The 23057-nt window shown below is 31.2% G+C and carries 18 protein-coding genes and 1 pseudogene; 15 read left to right on the top strand and 4 right to left on the bottom strand.

Annotated elements, in window-relative coordinates; genetic code table 11:
• The first annotated feature begins 73 nt into the window (after window positions 1-73).
• From fapR to ffh, 10 genes are all read left to right on the top strand, one after another.
• A complete protein-coding gene (fapR, locus tag NSU06_RS07625) occupies window positions 74-643 on the top strand; it encodes a transcription factor FapR (RefSeq protein ID WP_017174579.1) in 570 nt (189 codons plus the stop codon).
• Window positions 636-1622 carry a phosphate acyltransferase PlsX gene (plsX, locus tag NSU06_RS07620; RefSeq protein ID WP_017174580.1) on the top strand — a complete coding sequence of 329 codons (987 nt, stop codon included), beginning with the start codon at window positions 636-638 and terminating at the stop codon, window positions 1620-1622. Before fapR ends, plsX begins: the two co-directional genes overlap by 8 nt.
• Window positions 1615-2541 (top strand): ACP S-malonyltransferase, encoded by a 927-nt coding sequence (gene fabD / locus NSU06_RS07615; RefSeq protein WP_340779713.1) that lies wholly within the window; start codon window positions 1615-1617, stop codon window positions 2539-2541. Before plsX ends, fabD begins: the two co-directional genes overlap by 8 nt.
• Window positions 2534-3268 carry a 3-oxoacyl-[acyl-carrier-protein] reductase gene (fabG, locus tag NSU06_RS07610; protein ID WP_017174582.1) on the top strand — a complete coding sequence of 245 codons (735 nt, stop codon included), beginning with the start codon at window positions 2534-2536 and terminating at the stop codon, window positions 3266-3268. The genes fabD and fabG overlap by 8 nt, the downstream gene beginning before the upstream one ends.
• A gap of 126 nt (window positions 3269-3394) precedes the next feature.
• The gene (locus tag NSU06_RS07605; RefSeq protein ID WP_001830184.1) at window positions 3395-3628 is read left to right on the top strand and encodes an acyl carrier protein; all 234 of its coding nucleotides are present in this window, start codon (window positions 3395-3397) and stop codon (window positions 3626-3628) included.
• Between the two features lie 81 nt (window positions 3629-3709).
• The gene (gene rnc, locus NSU06_RS07600; RefSeq protein ID WP_002448736.1) at window positions 3710-4441 is read left to right on the top strand and encodes a ribonuclease III; all 732 of its coding nucleotides are present in this window, start codon (window positions 3710-3712) and stop codon (window positions 4439-4441) included.
• 69 nt (window positions 4442-4510) lie between these two features.
• Window positions 4511-8080, top strand: a complete 3570-nt coding sequence (smc, locus tag NSU06_RS07595; RefSeq protein WP_340779711.1) for a chromosome segregation protein SMC — start codon at window positions 4511-4513, stop codon at window positions 8078-8080.
• Window positions 8077-9306 (top strand): signal recognition particle-docking protein FtsY, encoded by a 1230-nt coding sequence (gene ftsY, locus NSU06_RS07590; protein ID WP_017174584.1) that lies wholly within the window; start codon window positions 8077-8079, stop codon window positions 9304-9306. The genes smc and ftsY overlap by 4 nt, the downstream gene beginning before the upstream one ends.
• Window positions 9293-9625 carry a putative DNA-binding protein gene (locus NSU06_RS07585; protein WP_017174585.1) on the top strand — a complete coding sequence of 111 codons (333 nt, stop codon included), beginning with the start codon at window positions 9293-9295 and terminating at the stop codon, window positions 9623-9625. The genes ftsY and NSU06_RS07585 overlap by 14 nt, the downstream gene beginning before the upstream one ends.
• Window positions 9626-9645: 20 nt before the next feature.
• Window positions 9646-11016: a signal recognition particle protein gene (gene ffh, locus NSU06_RS07580; protein WP_019835642.1), complete on the top strand. Its 1371-nt coding sequence runs from the start codon at window positions 9646-9648 to the stop codon at window positions 11014-11016.
• Here the strand turns inward: ffh and NSU06_RS07575 are convergent.
• The gene (locus tag NSU06_RS07575; protein ID WP_340779708.1) at window positions 11005-12696 is read right to left on the bottom strand and encodes an IS1182 family transposase; all 1692 of its coding nucleotides are present in this window, start codon (window positions 12694-12696) and stop codon (window positions 11005-11007) included. The two genes, ffh and NSU06_RS07575, sit on opposite strands and share 12 nt — an antisense overlap.
• Before the next feature lie 492 nt (window positions 12697-13188).
• Here NSU06_RS07575 and rpsP point away from each other — a divergent pair, with 492 nt between their 5' ends.
• The 5 genes from rpsP to NSU06_RS07550 all read left to right on the top strand — a co-directional run bounded on the left by rpsP (window position 13189) and on the right by NSU06_RS07550 (window position 16886).
• A complete protein-coding gene (gene rpsP, locus NSU06_RS07570) occupies window positions 13189-13464 on the top strand; it encodes a 30S ribosomal protein S16 (RefSeq protein ID WP_002448807.1) in 276 nt (91 codons plus the stop codon).
• A 131-nt stretch (window positions 13465-13595) separates the two neighbouring features.
• Complete coding sequence (gene rimM / locus NSU06_RS07565) at window positions 13596-14096, top strand: ribosome maturation factor RimM (RefSeq protein WP_017174586.1); 501 nt, start codon at window positions 13596-13598, stop codon at window positions 14094-14096.
• Window positions 14096-14833: a tRNA (guanosine(37)-N1)-methyltransferase TrmD gene (gene trmD, locus NSU06_RS07560; RefSeq protein ID WP_017174587.1), complete on the top strand. Its 738-nt coding sequence runs from the start codon at window positions 14096-14098 to the stop codon at window positions 14831-14833. Before rimM ends, trmD begins: the two co-directional genes overlap by 1 nt.
• 104 nt (window positions 14834-14937) lie before the next feature.
• The gene (rplS, locus tag NSU06_RS07555) at window positions 14938-15288 is read left to right on the top strand and encodes a 50S ribosomal protein L19 (RefSeq protein WP_002448843.1); all 351 of its coding nucleotides are present in this window, start codon (window positions 14938-14940) and stop codon (window positions 15286-15288) included.
• 281 nt (window positions 15289-15569) lie between these two features.
• Window positions 15570-16886: an ISL3 family transposase gene (locus tag NSU06_RS07550; RefSeq protein ID WP_049419732.1), complete on the top strand. Its 1317-nt coding sequence runs from the start codon at window positions 15570-15572 to the stop codon at window positions 16884-16886.
• A 56-nt stretch (window positions 16887-16942) separates the two neighbouring features.
• Here the strand turns inward: NSU06_RS07550 and NSU06_RS07545 are convergent.
• From NSU06_RS07545 to NSU06_RS07535, 3 genes and pseudogenes are all read right to left on the bottom strand, one after another.
• A pseudogene (locus tag NSU06_RS07545) lies at window positions 16943-17349 on the bottom strand (transposase); the annotation flags it as partial.
• A gap of 351 nt (window positions 17350-17700) precedes the next feature.
• A complete protein-coding gene (locus NSU06_RS07540; RefSeq protein WP_049415299.1) occupies window positions 17701-20325 on the bottom strand; it encodes a YfhO family protein in 2625 nt (874 codons plus the stop codon).
• A complete protein-coding gene (locus tag NSU06_RS07535; RefSeq protein ID WP_048682491.1) occupies window positions 20315-22921 on the bottom strand; it encodes a YfhO family protein in 2607 nt (868 codons plus the stop codon). The genes NSU06_RS07540 and NSU06_RS07535 overlap by 11 nt, the downstream gene beginning before the upstream one ends.
• Window positions 22922-23057 lie beyond the last annotated feature (136 nt).

Genomic DNA, 23057 nt, shown 5'->3' with positions numbered 1-23057 from the left:
ATAAATAGAAAGTGTTATGATATGTGAGGAATGATTAAGACTTGGTACTAAAATATTTAAAGGGGAGGAAAGTATGAAATTAAAAAAAACAGAACGTCGTCATGAGATTAAGAAGGCGATTAATGAAAACCCCTTTATTACGGATAGTGAATTGTGTGAATTATTCAACGTAAGTATTCAAACTATCCGTCTGGATCGCACACAACTTAATATTCCTGAATTACGTAAACGTATTAAATCTGTAGCTAAACAAAATTATGAATATATCAAAGGATTGGAAGCTAATGAAGTGATTGGGGATCTTATTCAAGTTAAACCTAATTATTCTGCCCAATCTATTATAGAAATTACAGAAGAGTATGTGTTTCAAAAAACACGTATTGCACGGGGGCATATTTTATTTGCTCAAGCTAATTCATTATGTGTAGCCCTAATACATAACTCTACTGTGTTAACTCAAGAAAGTAATTTGAAATTTATTGAAAAAGTAAAGTTGCATGATAATGTTAGAGCAGAAGCAACCGTAATCAATAGAACAAATCGACATTATGATATAAAAGTGGAATCTTTTGTAAAAGATACACGCGTTTTTACAGGCATATTTAAAATGTTTTATATAAGTGAGGATGAAAACCATGGTTAAAATTGCTGTAGATATGATGGGTGGCGACAATGCACCAGGAATCGTATTAGAAGCTGTAGAAAAAGCAATCAATGATTTTAAAGATTTAGAAATTATTTTATTTGGTGATGAAAAACAATATACATTAAATCATGAGCGTATAGAGTTTAGACATTGTTCAGAAAAAATTGAGATGGAAGATGAGCCTGTACGTGCCATTAAAAGAAAAAAAGACAGTTCAATGGTACGCATGGCAGAAGCGGTTAAATCTGGTGAGGCAGATGGCTGTGTATCTGCTGGTAATACAGGTGCTTTAATGTCAGCAGGGCTATTTATCGTCGGACGTATTAAAGGCGTAGCTAGACCAGCACTTGTTGTCACATTACCTACTATCGATGGTAAAGGATTTGTCTTTTTAGATGTTGGAGCCAATGCAGATGCAAAACCTGAACACTTATTGCAATATGCACAGCTAGGTAATATTTATGCTCAAAAAATTAGAGGTATTCAACAACCTAAAATATCATTGTTGAATATCGGAACTGAACCAGCAAAAGGAAATGCTTTGACTAAAAAAACATATCAATTATTAAAAGATGAAGCGACTATTCGATTTAATGGAAATATTGAGGCTAAAACATTGATGGAGGGTGACACAGATGTAGTTGTCACTGATGGTTATACTGGAAATATGGTACTAAAAAACATCGAAGGTACTGCTAAATCAATTGGAAAAATGTTAAAAGGTACACTATTAGCTAATTTAAAAAATAAGCTTGCTGCGGCGATATTGAAAAAAGATATCAGTAAGTTTGCGAAAAAATTAGATTATGCAGAATATGGTGGATCTGTTCTTTTAGGGTTAGATGGTACTGTAGTAAAAGCACATGGCAGTTCAAATGCACGTGCATTCTATTCTGCAATTCGACAAGCTAAAATTGCTGGTGATGAACAAATAGTAAAAATTATGAGAGAAACGGTAGGTAGTGACAATGAGTAAAATTGCAATTGTTTTTCCTGGACAAGGTGCACAAAAAGTCGGAATGGCTAAAGATTTATATCAAGTTAATAAAGATGCGACTTCTATTTTAGAATTAGCGCAAACAACGGTTGATTTTGATTTATTAGAAACGATGTTTACAGATAAAGAGGAAAAATTAGGAGAAACTGAGAATACTCAACCTGCATTGTTAACACATAGTATTGCATTACTAAAAGCACTAAACTATATAGATGCTGACTATACAATGGGGCATAGTCTAGGTGAATATTCAAGTTTAGTGGCTGCTGGTGTACTAAAATTTGAAGATGCAGTGAAAATTGTGCGTAAGCGTGGCGAATTAATGACTCAAGCTTTTCCAAATGGTGTAGGAAGTATGGCTGCTGTTTTAGGGCTAAGTTATGAAGAGGTAAATGAAATTTGTAAAGAAATTTCATTTGGAGATCAATTAATTGAACCTGCCAATATTAATGCACCAGGTCAAATCGTTGTATCTGGGCATAAAGCGCTGATTGATAAATTAACTAAAGAAGGAAAATCTTTAGGTGCGAAGCGTGTGATTCCTTTAGCAGTATCAGGTCCTTTCCACTCTTCAATGATGCAAGTAATTGAAGAGAATTTCGCTTCATTTATTGATCAATTCACTTGGAATGATGCTCAATTTCCTATCGTTCAAAATTACAATGCTCATGGAGAAACAAAAGCAGAAACGATTAAACAAAATATGGTGAAACAACTCTATTCACCAGTACAATTTATTAAATCGACAGAATGGTTAATAGACCAAGGTGTGGATCATTTTATTGAAATTGGACCTGGTAAAGTATTATCTGGTTTAATTAAAAAAATTAATCGAGATGTTAAAATTACATCGATTCAAACATTAGAAGATGTGAAAGGATGGAATGAAAATGACTAAAAGTGCATTAGTAACTGGTGCTTCTAGAGGAATTGGACGTAGTATTGCATTGCAATTAGCAGAAGATGGATTCAATGTAGCAGTTAATTACGCGGGTAATAAAGAAAAAGCAGAAGCAGTGGTTAAAGAAATTAAAGAAAAAGGCGTAGAAAGTTTTGCAATACAAGCAAATGTTGCTGAAGGTGATCAAGTCAAAGTTATGATTAAAGAAGTTGTAAATCAATTTGGCTCTTTAGATGTTCTTGTAAACAACGCAGGTATTACAAAAGACAATTTATTAATGCGAATGAAAGAGCAAGAATGGGATGACGTTATTAATACTAACTTAAAAGGGACATTTAATTGTATTCAAAAAGCTACGCCACAAATGTTACGTCAACGTAGCGGTGCTATTATCAATTTATCTAGTATTGTAGCGGCTATGGGTAATCCTGGACAAGCTAATTATGTTGCGACAAAAGCAGGTATTGAAGGACTGACAAAATCAAGTGCACGTGAACTTGCTTCACGTGGTATTACTGTTAATGCAGTTGCGCCTGGGTTTATCGTCTCAGATATGACAAATGCATTAAATGAAGATCTTAAATCACAAATGTTGGAGCAAATTCCATTATCACGTTTTGGAGAAGATAAAGATATTGCCTATGCAGTGTCATTTTTAGCATCTGATCGTGCAAAATATATTACAGGTCAAACGTTATCAGTTAATGGTGGCATGTATATGTAATATATACGTCATGTATTTAAAAGGATAAATAGTCATTATCCTTTTAATAAATACTTGTGTTTTAGCCCTTAAAATGGGAAAATATAATAGTCTATGGATAGACACTTTTAAAGGAGGTGAATCGACGTGGAAAACTTCGATAAAGTAAAAGATATCATCGTTGACCGTTTAGGTGTAGACGCTGATAAAGTAACAGAAGATGCATCTTTCAAAGATGATTTAGGCGCTGACTCACTTGATATCGCTGAATTAGTGATGGAATTAGAAGACGAATTTGGTACTGAAATTCCTGATGAAGAAGCTGAAAAAATCAACACTGTTGGTGATGCAGTTAAATACATCAATAGTCTTGAAAAATAAAAACTTACATCTGAGTCGTCGTCATGATGGCTCAGATTTTTTTCATAGGACATCAATAACATGAACGGAGGTTTATCAATCATGCACCCGAAACAATCAGAAATGATTAAAGATTTTCAATATCAATTTGATAAAAAAATGAAGATGCTTGGTCTTAGTTATACTCATTTAGATGTGTACCAACAAGCGTTTTCGCACTCTAGCTTTATTAATGATTTTAATATGGATCGATTAGCTCATAACGAGCGTTTAGAATTTTTAGGAGATGCGGTATTAGAATTGACGGTTTCACGTTACCTTTTTGACAAATATCCTAATTTACCAGAAGGAAATTTAACTAAAATGAGAGCGACAATCGTATGTGAACCCTCACTTGTAATATTTGCAAATAAAATTGAATTAAATCAACTCATTTTACTTGGAAAAGGTGAAGAAAAAACAGGTGGTAGAACAAGACCTTCATTAGTATCAGATGCTTTTGAAGCGTTTATTGGGGCTTTATACTTAGACCAAGGCTTAGAAGTAGTCTGGAAGTTTGCTCAAAAAGTCATTTTTCCATATGTAGAACATAATGAATTAATTGGCGTGGTCGATTTTAAAACACAATTCCAAGAATATATTCATAGTCAAAGTAAAGGGGATGTGACGTATCATTTGATTAAAGAAGAAGGTCCAGCACACCATCGCTTATTTACATCTGAAGTGATTTTAGAAAATAAAGCAATCGCAAAAGGACAAGGCAGAACAAAAAAAGAATCTGAACAAAAAGCAGCTGAAAGTGCTTATCATAAGTTAAGAGATGAGAACAAATAATAATGAACGCATTTCATATATTATCTTCTTTTCAACAAGAATGAGTATGAATGAATTAAGGAGAAGAGTATGGTTTATTTGAAATCTATAGATACCGTTGGCTTTAAGTCATTTGCAGATCGTACGAATGTACAGTTCGATAAAGGCGTGACAGCAATTGTTGGTCCAAATGGTAGTGGGAAAAGTAATATTACTGATGCGATTAAATGGGTTTTAGGAGAACAATCTGCTAAGTCGCTTCGTGGCTCTAAAATGGAAGATATTATTTTCTCAGGGGCAGAACATCGTCAAGCACAAAATTATGCAGAAGTACAATTAAAATTAGATAATTCTACAAGAGAATTGCAGATTGAGGCTGATGATGTGATTGTAACACGTCGTCTTTATCGTAGTGGAGAAAGCGAATATTATTTAAATAATGATAGGGCACGTCTACGCGATATTACAGAGTTATTTTTAGATTCTGGTCTAGGAAAAGAAGCGTTTAGTATTATTTCACAAGGTAGAGTAGATGAAATTTTAAATGCTAAACCTGTTGACCGACGTCAAATCATAGAAGAATCAGCGGGTGTTTTAAAGTATAAAAAAAGAAAAACGGAATCTTTACAAAAGCTTGGTCATACAGAAGATAATCTATCTCGAGTAGAGGATATTTTATATGATTTAGAAGGGCGTGTTGAACCCCTAAAAGCAGAAGCATCTATTGCTAAAGAATACTTACAATTATCAAAAGAGATGGAGCATAGTGATGTTGTTGTAACTGTACACGATATTAATCAATATGATGAAGAGAATCGTCAACTCGATGAACGATTGAATCATCTAAAAAGCCAACAAGCTGAAAAAGAAGGTCAACAAGCTCAATTAAATCAATATTTACAAAAACAAAAAACGCAACGTCAAAAACTTGAAAGAGATACCGACCACACTAATATAGATTTAATTACTACAACTGAGGAATATGAAAAATTTATTGGAAAATTAAATGTACTTGAAGAGCGAAAAAGAAATCAATCAGAAACGAATGCACGATTTGAAGAAGAATTAGATAATTTACAGTATGAATTAAAGAATGTTCAAGATGAAAGAGAACTTTCTGTAGAACAAGTATCTAAACTTAAAAAACAGCATCAATCGCTTAATAAAGAGATTAAACAGTTAGAATCAAAACTTAATCTTACAGATGCACAACATGATGAAAAATTAGAAACTATTAAAAATGAATATTATGAATTAATGTCTGAGCAATCTGAAGTGAATAATGATATTCGTTTTTTAGAACGTACTATTCAAGAAAATGAAACTAAAAAAACACGTCTCGATGCAAGATTAATAGAAGTATTTGATCAACTTAAACATATTCAAAATGACATACATCAAACAGAACAAGCGCATACTACTATATCACAAAAAATGAACATAACAGAGAAAGACATGCGTGACGTTGAAGATCGTTTATCTGAAGCAAAACGTATAGAAGCGACATATGAAGATAAGTTATATCAAGCTTATCGATATACTGATAAAATGCGCGTGCGTATGGAAAGTTTAGAAACACAAGCAGAAGACTATTCCTACTTTTTTAATGGAGTAAAACATATATTAAAAGCAAAAGAGAATACTTTAAGTGGTATTCATGGTGCAGTAGCTGAAGTCATCAAGGTACCATCAAAATTGACACAAGCGATTGAATCAGCGTTAGGAGCCTCATTACAACACATTATTGTAAATAATGAAAAAGATGGTCGCCAAGCGATAAAATTTTTAAAACAACGAGGATTAGGAAGAGCAACATTTTTACCACTAAATGTAATTAGAGCAAGAAGTTTATCTCATCATATTCAAAATGTAGCTCGAAATTTTGATGGTTTTATTAATATTGCATCGGAAGCGGTTGAAGTTAATCAAACGTATCAAGCTGTGATAGATAATTTGATGGGTACTACAATTATAGTGGAGAATCTTAAAATTGCGAATGAACTTGCAAGAGCGATTCAATATAAAGCGCGAATCGTTACCTTAGAAGGAGATATCGTTAATCCAGGAGGAGCAATGACAGGTGGCGGAATGCGTCAATCAAAAAGTATTTTAGCTCAAAAAGATGAATTGGCAACAATGAAAACACAATTAAACGACTACGAAGAGAAAACAAAAGAATTCGAACAACAATTGCAAAAGCAAAAAGAGAAAGTTGAGACATTAAGTAATAAGTATGTAGATTTAAGCCAACAATATCATCAATTAAAAGATACCGCTCACGAAGAAACATTGACTTTAGATCGATTGAAAAAACAAGAAACACATATAAAAAGTGAACATGAAGAATTTGAATTTGAGAAAAATGATGGCTATCAAAGTGAAAAAAGTCGTCATACATTAAAGCAACAACAATTGCGTTTATCTGAAATTCAAGAGCAACTAAAACAACTTGAAAATGACATAGAGGTATATTCAAAACTCTCTAAAGAAGGTAAAGAAAATGTATCGCAAGTTGAAAAAGAATTAAATCAAAAACGTTCTGATGTTGCAGTCGTTAAAGAAAAAATAAGTCATCAAACTATGTCATTGGAAAGAATAGATAAGCAACTTGCACAAATTAACCAACAAATCATTGCAACTAAAGAGAAAATAGAATTATTTAATTCTGACGATATGATGGGCGAAAAAGCATTTCAACAACTTCAATCAAGTATCCAAGATAAAGCGTCTCAACGTGATAAATTAAAACAAAAACTTGATACTTTAAAAGAACAGAAAGATTCTATAAATGAAGATATTGAAATTCATGAGTACAAACTCGAACAATGCCATCAAGATTTATTATCTATTGAAAGTTTTTATCAAGATATTAAGGCCCAACAGTCTAAATTAGATGTTCTTATTAATCACGCAATGAATCATTTAAATGAAACGTATCATCTTACACTTGAACGTGCGAGAGAAACTTATCAATCAAATGTTCCAATAGAAACATTAAGAAAAAAAGTAAAATTAACTAAGATGTCAATTGAAGAATTAGGTTCAGTTAATGTTAATGCTATTGAACAATTTGAAGAATTAAATGAACGTTATACATTTTTGAATGAACAGAGAAATGATTTAAGAGAAGCAAAACAGACTTTAGAACAAATCATTGATGAAATGGATCAAGAAGTAAAAGATCGTTTCAAAGCTACATTTTTTGAAGTACAAGATTATTTCACAACTGTCTTTCAATCACTTTTTGGTGGTGGTCATGCCAAGTTAGAGCTTACGGATGATGATTACTTGTCTGCGGGAGTAGATATTATTGTTCAACCACCAGGTAAAAAATTACAAAATCTTTCTTTATTAAGTGGTGGCGAACGCGCATTAAGTGCTATTGCATTACTGTTTGCTATTTTAAAAGTAAGATCAGCACCATTTGTTATACTAGACGAAGTGGAAGCAGCTTTGGATGAAGCTAATGTTATTCGTTACGCACAATTTTTAAATGATTTATCGGAAAAAACACAGTTTATTGTCATTACGCATAGAAAAGGTACCATGGAGTATTCGGATCGTTTATATGGTGTTACAATGCAAGAGTCAGGCGTTTCAAAATTAGTAAGTGTAAATTTAAATACAATAGATGAGGTTATGAAGGAGGAAAATGCATGAGTTTTTTCAAACGACTAAAAGATAAATTTTCTACAAAGTCGACTGAAGATATTGAAAAGGAATTAACGGAAGATGAGGAATTAGATCAACCATCAACAAAAGACAATGAACAAGAAAATGAAGAACCTGCACCAAAAAAGAAAAAACCACGTAAATTAAGCGAAGCTGACTTTGACGAAGATGGGTTAATTTCAATTGAAGATTTTGAAGAAATTGAAGCTCAAAAAATGGGAGCGAAATTTAAAGCAGGTTTAGAAAAATCAAGAGAAAACTTCCAGGAGCAATTAAATAACTTGATTGCACGTTATAGAACTGTAGATGAAGATTTCTTCGAAGCTTTAGAAGAAATGTTGATTACTGCGGATGTAGGTTTTAATACGGTTATGCAATTAACGGATGAATTACGTACAGAAGCACAACGTCGTAATATCAAAGAAACTGAAGGTTTAAGAGAAGTTATCGTTGAAAAAATTGTAGAAATTTATCACCAAGAAGATGATCATTCAGAAGCAATGAATATCGAAGATGGCCGATTAAATGTCATTTTAATGGTTGGGGTCAATGGTGTAGGTAAAACTACAACGATTGGTAAATTGGCACATCGTTATAAAATGGAAGGTAAAAAAGTTATGTTGGCTGCTGGTGATACTTTCAGAGCAGGTGCAATTGAACAATTACAAGTTTGGGGCGATCGTGTAGGCGTAGAGGTAATCAGACAAAGCGAAGGTTCTGATCCTGCAGCAGTGGTTTATGATGCAATCAATGCGGCTAAGAATAAAGATGTAGATATATTAATTTGTGATACAGCAGGTCGTTTACAAAATAAATCAAACTTAATGCAAGAATTGGACAAAATGAAACGAGTCATTAGTCGTGCTGTTCCAGATGCACCACATGAAGCATTATTATGTTTAGACGCAACCACTGGTCAAAATGCACTATCACAAGCACGTTCATTCAAAGAAGTAACCAACGTTTCAGGGATTGTGCTCACTAAATTAGATGGCACAGCAAAAGGTGGTATTGTACTTGCTATTCGAAACGAATTGCATATTCCAGTAAAATACGTTGGTTTAGGTGAAAAACTAGATGATTTACAACCATTTAATCCTGAAAGTTATGTATATGGATTGTTTGCTGATATGATTGAGCAAAATGATAATATCCCTGATGAAATGCAAAGCTTAACAGATAATAATGAGGAACACCAAAATGGGGAAAAATGATTTAGTTAAAACGTTAAGAATGAATTATCTATTTGATTTTTACCATTCTTTGCTTACTGAAAAACAAAAGAATTATCTTGAGTTATTTTATCTAAATGATTACTCATTAAGTGAAATTGCTGAAACGTTTAAAGTGAGTAGACAAGCGGTTTATGATAATATAAGAAGAACTGGCGATTTAGTAGAAGACTATGAAACTAAATTAAAGTTATATGAGAAATTTGAACAACGTCAAATGATTTATAACGAAATGAAACAATCTATTCATGATACTAAAAAACTGGAACATTTAATCCAAAAATTAGAAGAACTAGAATAATTTATAAGGAGGTTGTTAATATGGCATTTGAAGGATTATCCGATCGTTTACAAGCCACGATGCAAAAAATTCGCGGTAAAGGTAAAGTAACAGAAGCGGATATTAAAACAATGATGCGTGAAGTTAGATTAGCATTGTTAGAAGCCGATGTTAACTTCAAGGTAGTCAAAGACTTCGTTAAAACAGTTTCCGAACGTGCTTTGGGATCAGACGTTATGCAGTCTTTAACACCTGGACAACAAGTTATAAAAATAGTACAAGATGAATTAACACAATTAATGGGTGGAGAAAATACATCTATTAAAATGGCTAATAAGCCACCCACAGTTGTAATGATGGTTGGTTTACAAGGGGCAGGTAAAACAACTACCGCTGGTAAATTGGCATTGTTAATGCGTAAAAAATATAATAAAAAGCCAATGTTAGTAGCAGCCGACATATATCGTCCAGCTGCGATTAATCAATTACAAACAGTAGGTAAACAACTTGATGTACCTGTTTATAGTGAAGGTGATCAAGTTAAACCACAACAAATTGTAGATAACGCATTAAGATATGCTAAAGAAGAACATTTGGACTTTGTAATTATCGATACTGCGGGACGTTTACACATTGATGAAACATTAATGAATGAATTAACTGATGTTAAAGAAATCTCAAAACCAGATGAAATTATGCTTGTTGTAGATGCGATGACAGGACAAGATGCTGTGAACGTTGCGCAATCATTTGATGAGCAATTGGATGTCACTGGTGTGACTTTAACTAAATTAGACGGAGATACTCGTGGTGGTGCGGCACTTTCTATTCGTGCAGTAACACATAAACCAATTAAATTTGTTGGTATGAGTGAAAAAATGGATGGTTTAGAATTATTCCATCCAGAGCGTATGGCATCTCGTATACTAGGTATGGGTGACGTATTAAGTCTTATCGAAAAAGCGCAACAAGATGTGGACCAAGAAAAAGCTAAAGATTTAGAAAAGAAAATGCGTGAGTCCTCATTTACATTAGATGACTTCTTAGAACAATTGGATCAAGTGAAGAATTTAGGACCACTGGATGATATTATGAAAATGATTCCAGGTATGAATAAAATGAAAGGTTTAGATAAGCTAAATATGAGCGATAAACAAATTGACCATATTAAAGCTATTATTCAATCAATGACACCTAATGAAAGACAAGATCCAGCAATTTTAAATGTTTCAAGAAAGAAACGTATAGCAAAAGGCTCAGGCCGTTCATTGCAGGAAGTGAATCGTTTAATGAAACAATTTAATGATATGAAAAAAATGATGAAACAATTTACGGGTAATGGTCGTAAAGGTAAAAAAGGTAAACGTAGCCAAATGGAAAATATGTTAAAAGGCATGAATTTACCATTCTAAAAAGTAATGAAAGCGAGTCCGGGACATAAAGTATCTAGATAAGTGAAAAAAGACAATTTCTATTGAAATAATATAGAAATTGTCTTTTTTATAATTTTTTTGATTATTTTCAGCTCGTTGAGCTGTTACTTTTCTTATATTAAGTGCCATTAGCACAAATCCTAGTTCTCTTTTGGCTTTATTTATCCCTCGAACGGACATTCGAGTGAAACCCAAAATAGCCTTCATAAATCCAAAAACAGGCTCCACATCAATTTTTCTTTGACTGTAGATGGTTTTTATTTTTGGTTCTGAAAGCTTTTTATTAATTTGGGCTTTAAAATATTCCCAATTATAATTTTTCATTATTTTTTTATTCGTTTTTGAATTGTATTTCATGCACTGGTGTCTCAGAGGACATTCTGAACAATCATCACATTCATATAATTTGAAGTCTCTCTTAAACCCATATTTATCATGGCGATAGGCATATCTTTTAAAACCCAATCGCTTATTGTTTGGACAAATATATTCATCGTTAATTTCGTCATAATCCCAATTTTGAGTGTTAAAGATGTCGCTTTTATATTTTTTAGTTTTATCTTTTATAAACATACCGTAGGTTATAAGTGGTATTCGATTAAAATCATCTATAATTGCCATATAATTGGGTTCGCTACCATAACCTGCATCAGCTACAATATATTCAGGTAAATGACCGTAGGTCTCTTGAATTAAATTTAAAAATGGTATCATCGTTCTTGTATCAGTCGGATTTTGATACACATTATAAGATAAAACGAATTGAGAATTTGTCGCTATTTGTAAATTATAACCTGGCTTGAGTTGTCCATTTTTCATATGATCTTCTTTCATTCTCATAAATGTGGCATCATGATCTGTTTTAGAATAACTATTTCTATCCTTTAAAATAGATTTTTGGACGTCGTATTTATGCTTTCGCCCAGAGTAATCATTAATTTGCTTTTTGTATTGTTTAATTTTAGTTCTTTTGAGCCGTATTTGTTTTCTTATTTTAGTACATTTTTCATTATCGATATGTTGATTTAAATCTTCGATTTCTTTATCCAAATGACTACCAATCAAATCTATTTCTTCCTTTGTTAAGTCATTATCGTGATCTTTTTTAATCTCAGGTATGATTTTATTTGTTATCAATTCATGATAGAGTGCTTTAGAATCTTCATTCATTTTTGTCTCATGGTTTTGAATACTCTTTTTCCATACAAATGTATATCGATTGGCATTCGCCTCAACTTTCGTACCATCAATAAAAATGGCCTGATCATCTATAAGATGTTGTTTCAAACACTGACTATGAAATTGAATAAATAATGATTCTAATAAAGCATCTACTTTTGGATTGACTCTAAATCGATTAATCGTTTTATAAGAAGGCTTTTGATTTTGTGATAGCCACATCATCCGGATGCTATCATTAAGTAATTTTTCTATCTTACGACCTGAAAACACAGATTGTGTGTAGGCATATAGAATGACTTTTAACATCATTTTTGGATGGTATGAGGTTGCACCACGATGATGTCTGAATTCATCGAATTCAGTTTTAGGAATTGTTTCTACAATATCATTGACATGTCGTGACATATCATTTGTGGGGATAAGAACTGAAGTTTCCAATGGTAGAGTAAGTTGAGTCATGTTATAATCTTTATACATAAGGCACCTCGTTAATTTAGTTTAGTGATATTTATTAAATTATACGAAAGGGCCTTATTTTTTTAAAGTATTTCAATGTAAAATTACATATAAATACAAAGTATTTTGGCGAGACTCTTGAGGGAACAGGACAAGCTGAAGACTACAGGCTGAAGCTGTCCCCTAAGAAAGCGAGCCAACAATACGTAGTATTGTAAATAAAGAAGCCAGTAAATGAATTTATAATAAACTCATTTACTGGCTATTTTGTTAGGAATTATGTCCCAGCCTCCTTTTTCATAAATAAGTAAAGGAATGCATGTACATTGGCACATGCATAACCAAAATGAATAAAGGTAAGCTCTAGTTAAAGCTAGTACATAATCAAATCTACAATTTATTTCATAAATCTAGATTTGGTAAAGAAAAAAGTCTTTACAAAGTTGGAGGTTCCTGTTATTATTATTTCTTGTAGAAAATAAAAATTAAAAGATTTAAAGGAGAGTTTTATAAATGGCAGTTAAAATTCGCTTAACTCGTTTAGGTTCAAAAAGAAATCCATTCTATCGTATCGTTGTAGCTGATGCGCGTTCACCACGTGATGGTCGTATCATTGAACAAATCGGTACTTACAATCCAGCAAGTGTAAATGCACCAGAAGTTAAAATCGATGAAGAATTAGCTTTAAAATGGCTAAAAGACGGTGCAAAACCAACTGATACTGTTCACAATATCTTATCAAAACAAGGTATTTTAAAAACATTTGATGAACAAAAACGTTCAAAATAATTGATAATAATATCAATATCATATAATAACAGGTCTGTGGCATAAGGTATGTCACAGGCTTTTATTATATTCTCACTTTATAAGAAACATGTTAATATGTATAAATAAACGACTATGTAAGGAGGATAAGGATGCAAGTAGAAGTAGGACAAATTGTAAATACACATGGGATTAAAGGAGAAGTAAAAGTAAAATCTAATTCTGATTTTACTGATACACGTTTTCAACCTGGAGAAGTCCTTATCGTGAATCACCACCATAATGAAATAGAAATGACTATTACATCATATCGTATACATAAAGGATTTCACATGCTTAAATTTGAAGGTATTAATAATATTAATGACGTCGAACAATATAAAGGCGACTACTTATTCCAAGAACGTGATCATGAGGATATTGAATTGAATGAAAACGAATTTTACTATTCTGATATTATTGGGTGTACGGTTTTTAATAACGATACACCAATTGGAAGAGTCATTAATATTTTTGAAACAGGTGCCAATGATGTATGGGTTGTTAAAGGTGACAAAGAATACCTTATTCCATATATAGCAGATGTCGTTAAAGAAGTAGATGTTGAACATAAAACAATTCGTATTACGCCAATGGAAGGATTATTAGAATAATGAAAATAGATTACCTAACATTATTTCCAGAAATGTTCGACGGCGTTCTAAATCATTCGATTTTGAAGCGTGCGCAAGATAAAAATATTATTGAAGTTAATACTGTAAACTTTAGAGATTACGCTGAAAATAAACATAATCAAGTGGATGATTATCCGTATGGTGGCGGTCAAGGAATGGTTTTAAAACCAGAACCAGTGTTTAATGCAATGAAAGATTTAAAACGTACTGATAAAACGCGTGTCATTCTCATGTGTCCTCAAGGACGACCATTCTCTCAAGCAATTGCTGAAGAATTGAGTGAAGCGGAACATATTGTATTTATTTGTGGACACTACGAAGGATATGACGAAAGAATTAGAGAAAATTTAGTAACCGATGAAATTTCAATGGGGGATTATGTATTGACTGGTGGAGAATTACCAGCTATGACTATGACTGATGCTATCGTTAGATTAATTCCTGGAGTACTTGGTAATGAACAATCCCATCAAGATGATTCTTTCTCCGATGGTTTACTTGAATTCCCGCAATATACACGTCCAAGAGAATATAAAGGTATGACTGTACCTGACGTATTGTTATCTGGAAATCATGCAAATATAGAAAAATGGCGACATGAACAAAAATTAATACGTACTTTGCATAAACGTCCGGACTTACTAGAAAAGTATCAATTAAGTGACAAGGATAAAGAATTTTTAGAAAGCTATAAAAACCAATTGAAAAACAACTAGGAGTATGCTAATATATATCAAGTGTGAAAAGACACTAAAAATCACTATGATCCGCTGCTATATGAATGTCTAGGCAAGAACATAGGTTGAAGGAGAGTATAAAAATGAGTAATCATAAGTTAATCGAAGCAGTTACAAAATCACAATTACGCACAGACTTACCAACTTTCCGTACTGGTGACACTTTACGTGTACACGTACGTATCGTCGAAGGTTCACGTGAACGTATCCAAGTTTTCGAAGGTGTTGTAATTAAACGCCGCGGTGGAGGAATTTCTGAAACTTTCACAGTTCGTAAAATTTCTTCAGGTGTAGGTGTGGAACGTACATTCCCATTACACACTCCAAAAATCGAAAAAATCGAAGTTAAACGTCGCGGTAAAGTACGTCGTGCTAAATTATACTACTTACGTAGTTTACGTGGTAAAGCTGCAAGAATTCAAGAAATTCGCTAATCAGTATATAGAAAACTATACTAAAAAATGGGTAAGTTAATACGCAATTAAAAAAGAGTCTTGGATATAAAGTTCCAAGATAAGTAAAAAAAGACAATTTCTATTGAAATAATATAGAAATTGTCTTTTTTATAATTTTTGTGATTATTTTGGCTCTATAATAAATTGGACTGATGACTAAAAATCATCAGTCCAATTTTTATGTTTGAATACAAAAATGGCGCAATTACCTCTATAATTATTAGTTACCACACAAAATAAAAAAGAAAGGTAATGCGCCTATGTGTAAGTCTATATTAAATACATTAAGAATTAAAGATAAAAATCTAAATTTTTCAGATAAAGTGATTGAGAAAAAACATAAAGGACGAATGAGCTTGTTTTACTATGCCGAGCTCACTTATCAACCTACACATTGTGAAAATTGTTCAACTAAAAATGAAAATTTCTCTATAGTAAAAAATGGTAAGAAAACCTCAACGATTACTTTACTTAAAATTATGGAAATGCCCGCTTATTTAGAACTTCAAAAACAAAGATTTTATTGTAAATCATGTGACAGTCATTTTACTGCTAAATCTAATATTGTCGACGCTCATTGTTTTATTTCTAATAAAACAAAACTTGCAGTTTTAGATAAAGCACAAGAATACCGGTCTCAAAAATCTATCGCTAAGTCATGCTTAGTATCATCAATGACTGTGTCTAGAGTGATTAATCAAGCGGCAAGCGACGTAGGTCAGTCTTCTTTTGATGCTCTACCTGAACACTTAATGATGGACGAATTTAAAAGTGTTAAAAATGTTATAGGAAAAATGAGCTTTATTTATGCAGATGCTGTATCGCACCGCATCGTAGATGTGGTAGCGGATCGTAAGTTGAAATCGCTTAAAGATCATTTTTATCGCTATTCTTTAAAACTCAGACAAAAAGTCAAAACAGTAACGATTGATATGTATGAACCATATATGTCACTAATCAAACAATTATTTCCTAACGCGAAGATTATTATTGATCGTTTTCATATTGTTCAATCTTTAAATCGAGCGTTAAATATGTCTAGAGTTCATGTAATGAATAGTTATAGAATCTCTAATAGACCGCTTTATAATAAATATAAAAGTTATTGGAAACTATTTCTTAAACCTTTTGAAATGCTAGAAACATTTAATTATCATAAAGTCCATTTATTTAAAGAGTGGAAAACCGAAAAAAGCATTATAAATTACTTATTAGGTGTAGATGTAGAATTATTTAATACATATCACTACGTTCATGAGCTAAGAAGATTATTAAAAGAAAATCAAATAGAGAAATTTAATCATAAACTCTTTTCTATTCATCTTTCAGATGTGTGTCCTAAATTACGCCCAGTCATTAGAACTTTAAGACGATTAGCAGCTTTCATTGAAAATACTATGACATATTCTAACCTGACCAACGGTCCGTTAGAAGGAATTAATAATAAAATCAAACTCATTAAAAGGGTATCTTTTGGTTATAGAAATTATGATAATTTGCGTAATCGAATTATTATAACTTCGCGACTATTTGCCTCAACAACAAAAAAAGAGATTAAACAACTTAAGGTTGCTTAATCTCAATATTTGGACTCATCAGTCCGATTTGACGTAGAACCATTATTTTCTGCTCATTGAGCTGTTACTTTTCTTATATTAAGTGTCATTAGCTCAAATCCTAGTTCTCTTTTGTCTTTATTTATCCCTCGAACGGACATTCGAGTGAAACTCAAAATAGCCTTTATAAATCTAAAAACAGACGCCACATCAATTTTTCTTTGACTATAAATGGTTTTTGTTTTTGAAAGCTTTTTATTAATTTGCGCTTTAAAATATTCCCAATTATAATTCTTCATTACTTTTTTATTTGTTTTTGAATTGAAGTTCATACATGGGTGTTTCAGAGGACATTCTGAATCATCATCACATTCATATAATTTAAAGTCTCGTTTAAAGCTATATTTATCATGGTGATAGGTATATTTTTAAATCCTAGTCTTTTATTGTTCGTATAAATAAATTCAGTCTTAGTATTTATTTCTACAATATCATTTATGGGAGTGAGAACTGAAATTGCCATTGGTAGAGTAAGATGAATCATATTATAATCTTTATACATAAGACATCTCGTTGATTTAGTTTAGTGATGTTTATTAAATTGTACGAATATGCCTTATTTTCTTAAGTATTTCAATGTAAAATTACATATAAATACAAAATATTTTGGCAAGACTCTTGAGAGAATAGGACAAGCTGAAGACTGCAGGCTGAAGCTATTCCCTAAAAAAGCGATCCAACAATACCCAGTATTGTAAATAAAGAAGCCAGTAAATGAATTTATTATAAACTCATTTACTGGCTATTTTGCTAGTAATTATGACCCAGGCTCTTTTTATTTTAATTGATTTTTTCTTTTTAAATATCTGCTAAATATTATACTGCTTATTATTCCGATAACGCTCAAAATTAATAGTATATAAAAATGTGGTGGTGTATAAGATAATTCAATATGAGTATCATTTTTCTTGACTGGAATAGCTGTCATAATACCGTTAGCTTGTTTTACATCTACATCGTGTCCATTAACACGTGCATGCATACCATTAGCATAGGCGATTGGTACCACTAAGTATCCAGAAGTTCCTTTAGGTTTAGTGAATGTATAGCCACTTCTAAATTGTGAAATAGTCACAGGTTTAAGTGATTTAGAAGCTTGTTTCAATGTATGATAATCTTCTCCATAGATACCTTTAATAGATAATCGATAATGTCCTTTAGTAAGACGAATCTTTAATTGATCCGAAGCTTTTACTCTCATTGTTACAGGCGTTACAAAACGTCGATATTTATAACTTAGCATATTACGATTTTGAGCATATTCATTTACTCCTATAGAATGCTCAATATCGGGAGCTAACAATTCTACATCCATTTCGACATACATATCTTTATATTGATTTGCTAAAGTTTTAGGTAATGTTAATGTGATACCACCATTATTTTTTTTTACGTTTAAATGAGTTTTATCTTTCCAAGTAGCATTATTTGTAGATTGATATGCTTTACTTAATAGGTTTTTATTTTGAGTGAAAGAAGTATTCGCTTTTATTGAATCATCATCTAATACTACACCTTGTAGCATCGCTTGCTCACGATCTAATGGCGATTTGAGATCATGTTTATTAAAAATCTTATTAGTAATATGCGTGGCTGGATAATTAATAGTATTTTCTGAATGAATTAATTTATCTGAACCATTATTGATAGTATCTACCTTTTTAAAACCATAAGGCATATTCAGATCATTAGGATGTCGGAATCGATCTTGAACATCCCACATGGCTTCTAAATTTGCTCGGTTCCCTAAGTATCGATATGTACTATTCTTATCAACAGGCATATTAATTTGCATTTCTTTATCATAGTATTTTAATATGTCACCATCAAAAATACTTGAGTAAAGTGAAATGCCATTATAATGGTAAATAAATGGTGAATTGAGTGCATAGGCTGACATATAATCGATACGATGGAAAGGATTTTTATTATCTTTTTGTTTCTTAATATTATTAATTTTTTTAGCAAGTTTATGATTATAATAACTTGAATCTGTTAATGTTTTCGTAGTCGTTGCATATGGATCAATAGTACGGGCTCGTGAATCGTGTGTCATTATAATTTGTTGTACAAAGAATAGTAATACAATAGCTATTAGTATATAAGGTTGATATAACCATTGCTTTTTCCATACTACAAAGGTTAAAACGATGATTAAAAATAATGGTACAATCATCCAATTGACATAAGCACTTGCAAATATATAGTGATATAAACCAAATATAAATACCGGAATTGCTACAAGTAAATATTGTTTTAATGTAAGTTCAGATAAATATTGAATATATAATGCAATTAAGATACTAGTTGAAATAGATAAAAAGTATACCCATCGACGTTGTGGTAATGAAAAGCCATTAAATGCACTATCAAAGTATTGTGATAACGATCCAATAAGTAAAAACCAAGTGATGATAGCAAAAATTTTATAATAGTAGTGACGATATAACTTAAACGTAAATAAAGCCATTAATGCAATAATCGAAACTGTGATATAAAAACCATCAGAAAAAATATGATATTTACTTTGTGTTAAATCTGTAAACAATGTAATATTAAAGTCATCATTTTGGGCTCTATCATTGTTTAGGAATGAAGATACACCTGTATAGAATCCTAAAATACTAGATAAAAGCGCAAGTATTGCACCAATAACGAGTAAATAAAATTTTTCCCATCTTGATACGATATCACAACGATATTTAAAAATGACTCTTAATATGAAATAAATCCCTAATACAATAGCTTGGTAGTAACTGAAATAAAAATTAGAAAATAAGGTCAGAGCAACTGAAAAGATAAATAGCCCTATTCTTCTTTTTTGGAAGAAACGTTCCATTCCCCATAAAGATAAAGGTAATAAAATCAATAAGTCTCCATAAAATGACCATGTATAGTTATAGTAAAGCACAAGAGTGGATGCACCATATAAAATAGTAGCGATAAGCAATGGCGCTGTTTTCAACTTTAACCATTTTAAATAGTAAAATACAACAATAATTGTAATAATCGTTCTAGCGTAAGCGATTATTAATTGGTTAGTTGCCCAAAAGGCGATATGACTCGTTTGCCAATGAAATAAAAAATGACTTACCCAGATTATAAAAAAATTAATCCACATTATGGGAGATAAAGAATAATAATAGGCCAACCCCTTAATGTAATCTCCGCCTAATCCAAAAGATTGATCATAGGCTCCTTTGAACTTACTGTAATGTTCATATAAGTACATTTGAAATGGCATCATTTGTCTAAAACCATCTCCAGAACCACTAAATACAAATCCTTCTTTGAAATAATCTCGAATAAATGGATAATAAATTGCTAAAGAAATGATATTAGCAATTATAAATATAGATAAAAAGGTCAATAATCGATTGGACCGAATTTTATTGATCAATGTTTTTCCTCAACTTTCTCTTTTTGGTATTCACAAATCTAACAAATACAACACTTATTACTATACTGATGAGTGAGATTAAAATCATAGTATTCCAATACGGTGGTTGATATTTAATAATTATTTTTTTAGCAGATGAATTAACAGGAACGCCTGTCATCATGTAATTAACTTTCATAGGTTTAATACGGTGTCCATCAACATACGCTTGCATCCCTTCTCTATAAGGAATATTAATTGAAGCAATCCCTTTATCATGTTTAGCTAAGTTGACTTCAACGCCGTTTTTAATATCTTTATATTTGTTATTAAAATCAGCTTTTTTATGCATTTGTTTTAACATTTTATAGTTTTCACCATTTAATTGTTGAAGGTTTAAATAAAATGTTCCTTTAGGAGATAAAGTGATATTAATGTTTCCCTTATTATCAGGTTGTGTTCGATAAAGTTGAGTATCAATACCAGTACGATAAGTAGAATTGTTAAATAATCGGTGATTTGCATAATTATTTACAGAGACTGTGTAATTACTATCAGGATTACCACGCTTTATTTTCATCGTAACGTAAAAATCATCATACTTTTGGCGTAATGATTGAGGTAAGTGTATCGTTAATGTTCCACCTTTATCTCCAATTACTTTATAGACATTACCATTTAAATGTTTTAAATTTTTATAACTCAATGATGATTGATTTAATAAATTAGGAGCTTTAGCTTTATAACTTGTGCCTTCATTGTTTAAAATCACACCTTTTAACATTGCATGTTCTCTATCAATTGCAGTCGTCAATTTTTTACTATTGTATATAGAATCAGTTACTTTAACAGATGGTAAGTTAAGTGTATTTTCATAAATACCATATTGTCCGCTTGATTTTATTTTTTTGAAGTAGGAAGGTAAGTTATTTTGATAATTTTTTAGCATCATATAACGCACTGAAAATAGACTCGCGATATTTTGTCGTCCATTCGTTGATTGATATCTACTCAATGACTCCTCAGCTAAATTAATTTTTAAAGCATCGTAATAATAATCGAGTATATTATGATGAAAAATACTTGAATATAAACTTAACCCTTTAAAATGTTGATACATCGGTGTATTATCTTGCTCGTTGACTCTCCAATCGATACGTTCATCTTCATGCTTATTTTGATTCATTTCTTGAACAAGTGCACGTTGTAAGTCGGAACTATATAAACTGGAATTAATATAAAACGTATTTCCACGATCAGTGTGATCTTTATAGTAAATTTGATTTTTAATAAATACTATAGAGACCAAGATACTTAATAATATAATTGAAACACTATATAAATAACTTAATTTAAAACGATATGTACGATCTTTAATGATAAGAACCATCAATCCAATCAAAGATACAATAGGGACTAATATGAACCATGCTAAAAATTTATGATATATCATAGCACTTATAAATATAACTAATTCTGCAATAATATTACTTATTAGATAAGATTTTGTAGTTAGTGTTTTGAAATATTTTAAAAATAATCCGATTAATAGTGTGGAATTAAAAGCTAAAATAAAATGCCAACGCTTTTGAGGCGCTGAAAAACCATTAAATACTTGGTCGATGAAAGGTATAAAACTAAATATAATAAATACAAAGGTAAGGATAGCAAATAAACGATAATAATAATGTTTATATAATTTAAAACTTAAAAGAGCTTGAATGGTAATAAATAATAATACAATTAAATAATTATCAAAGAAAATATTTGTATTAATATCTAATTTTTCAAATGTATCAACTGCTCCAGAAAAAGGTACACGACGGTTATTTAAAAAGCTTTGAGCACCATGAAAAAAGATAAATAAACTATTACCTAAACCTAACAGGGCACTAATGATTAAAGTTAAAAATGCTTTACTTCTTGAGAGAATATCTTTTGGATGTCTAAATATTATACGAATCAGTATATAACCCGCACCTATTAAACAAAGATAGTATGCAAAATAAAAGTTATTAATTAGTATTAAAGAAACAGTAACAATGAATAGTCCAAACTTCTGTTTTTGTAAGACTCTTTCAATAGAGAGTAATAATAACGGCATCCAAACAAACACATCACTAAAGAAGGGCCAATACACTGTAAAGCGATAATATAAGGGTGACATAACAAATAAAAACGCTACAACTAAGCTTAACCATTTGTTATTTGAAATGTATTTACTATATAAATAAGTGCAATACATGGCAATCATTGCTTTAATCATGGACATAATCAGTGCATTAATCATCCAAAATAATACATTATGCGTATGTAAAGGAATAAAAATTTTAATAAGTGCAATAAATACTACATTTATTATAAATAAAATATTTGTGGAGAAGTAGTAACTAAGATCTGTAAAGAAATCGCCACCTAATCCAAAATCAGTGGAATAAAACAAATTGCCACTACTCCATTTATCAAATAAATACATTTGAATTGGAACCATTTGTTCCATTCCATCATTTGGACCTGTAAATAAAATGCCATCGTGAATAAAACGATAAATGACATAACTATGTCCTATGATGGACAGTGCTATAAAAAGTCCTAGATAAGTAAAGAATTTTTTCATATTAAACCTCTATAGTTAGAATGTACTATTCATAATTAAAAAATGACTACATACTAAATTGTAGAGTATTAAACTTCTTAATAAAAGTATTTATATGTTTTATAAAAAATTAGAAATTTGTTTTTAATATTAGCGA

The organism is Staphylococcus sp. FSL W8-1270 (genome assembly GCF_038007165.1).
GTDB lineage: Bacteria > Bacillota > Bacilli > Staphylococcales > Staphylococcaceae > Staphylococcus > Staphylococcus hominis.
The sequence above is the reverse complement of the archived record's forward strand: the minus strand, read 5'-3'. Positions and strand labels throughout refer to the sequence as shown.

Bases quoted from the DNA above. Each gene is read 5' to 3' on its own strand.
- fapR (WP_017174579.1), top strand. From the start codon at position 74: ATGAAATTAAAAAAAACAGAACGTCGTCATGAGATTAAGAAGGCGATT.
- plsX (WP_017174580.1), top strand. From the start codon at position 636: ATGGTTAAAATTGCTGTAGATATGATGGGTGGCGACAATGCACCAGGA.
- fabD (WP_340779713.1), top strand. From the start codon at position 1,615: ATGAGTAAAATTGCAATTGTTTTTCCTGGACAAGGTGCACAAAAAGTC.
- fabG (WP_017174582.1), top strand. From the start codon at position 2,534: ATGACTAAAAGTGCATTAGTAACTGGTGCTTCTAGAGGAATTGGACGT.
- rnc (WP_002448736.1), top strand. From the start codon at position 3,710: ATGCACCCGAAACAATCAGAAATGATTAAAGATTTTCAATATCAATTT.
- smc (WP_340779711.1), top strand. From the start codon at position 4,511: ATGGTTTATTTGAAATCTATAGATACCGTTGGCTTTAAGTCATTTGCA.
- ftsY (WP_017174584.1), top strand. From the start codon at position 8,077: ATGAGTTTTTTCAAACGACTAAAAGATAAATTTTCTACAAAGTCGACT.
- NSU06_RS07585 (WP_017174585.1), top strand. From the start codon at position 9,293: ATGGGGAAAAATGATTTAGTTAAAACGTTAAGAATGAATTATCTATTT.
- ffh (WP_019835642.1), top strand. From the start codon at position 9,646: ATGGCATTTGAAGGATTATCCGATCGTTTACAAGCCACGATGCAAAAA.
- NSU06_RS07575 (WP_340779708.1), bottom strand. From the start codon at position 12,696: ATGTATAAAGATTATAACATGACTCAACTTACTCTACCATTGGAAACT.
- rpsP (WP_002448807.1), top strand. From the start codon at position 13,189: ATGGCAGTTAAAATTCGCTTAACTCGTTTAGGTTCAAAAAGAAATCCA.
- rimM (WP_017174586.1), top strand. From the start codon at position 13,596: ATGCAAGTAGAAGTAGGACAAATTGTAAATACACATGGGATTAAAGGA.
- trmD (WP_017174587.1), top strand. From the start codon at position 14,096: ATGAAAATAGATTACCTAACATTATTTCCAGAAATGTTCGACGGCGTT.
- rplS (WP_002448843.1), top strand. From the start codon at position 14,938: ATGAGTAATCATAAGTTAATCGAAGCAGTTACAAAATCACAATTACGC.
- NSU06_RS07550 (WP_049419732.1), top strand. From the start codon at position 15,570: ATGTGTAAGTCTATATTAAATACATTAAGAATTAAAGATAAAAATCTA.
- NSU06_RS07535 (WP_048682491.1), bottom strand. From the start codon at position 22,921: ATGAAAAAATTCTTTACTTATCTAGGACTTTTTATAGCACTGTCCATC.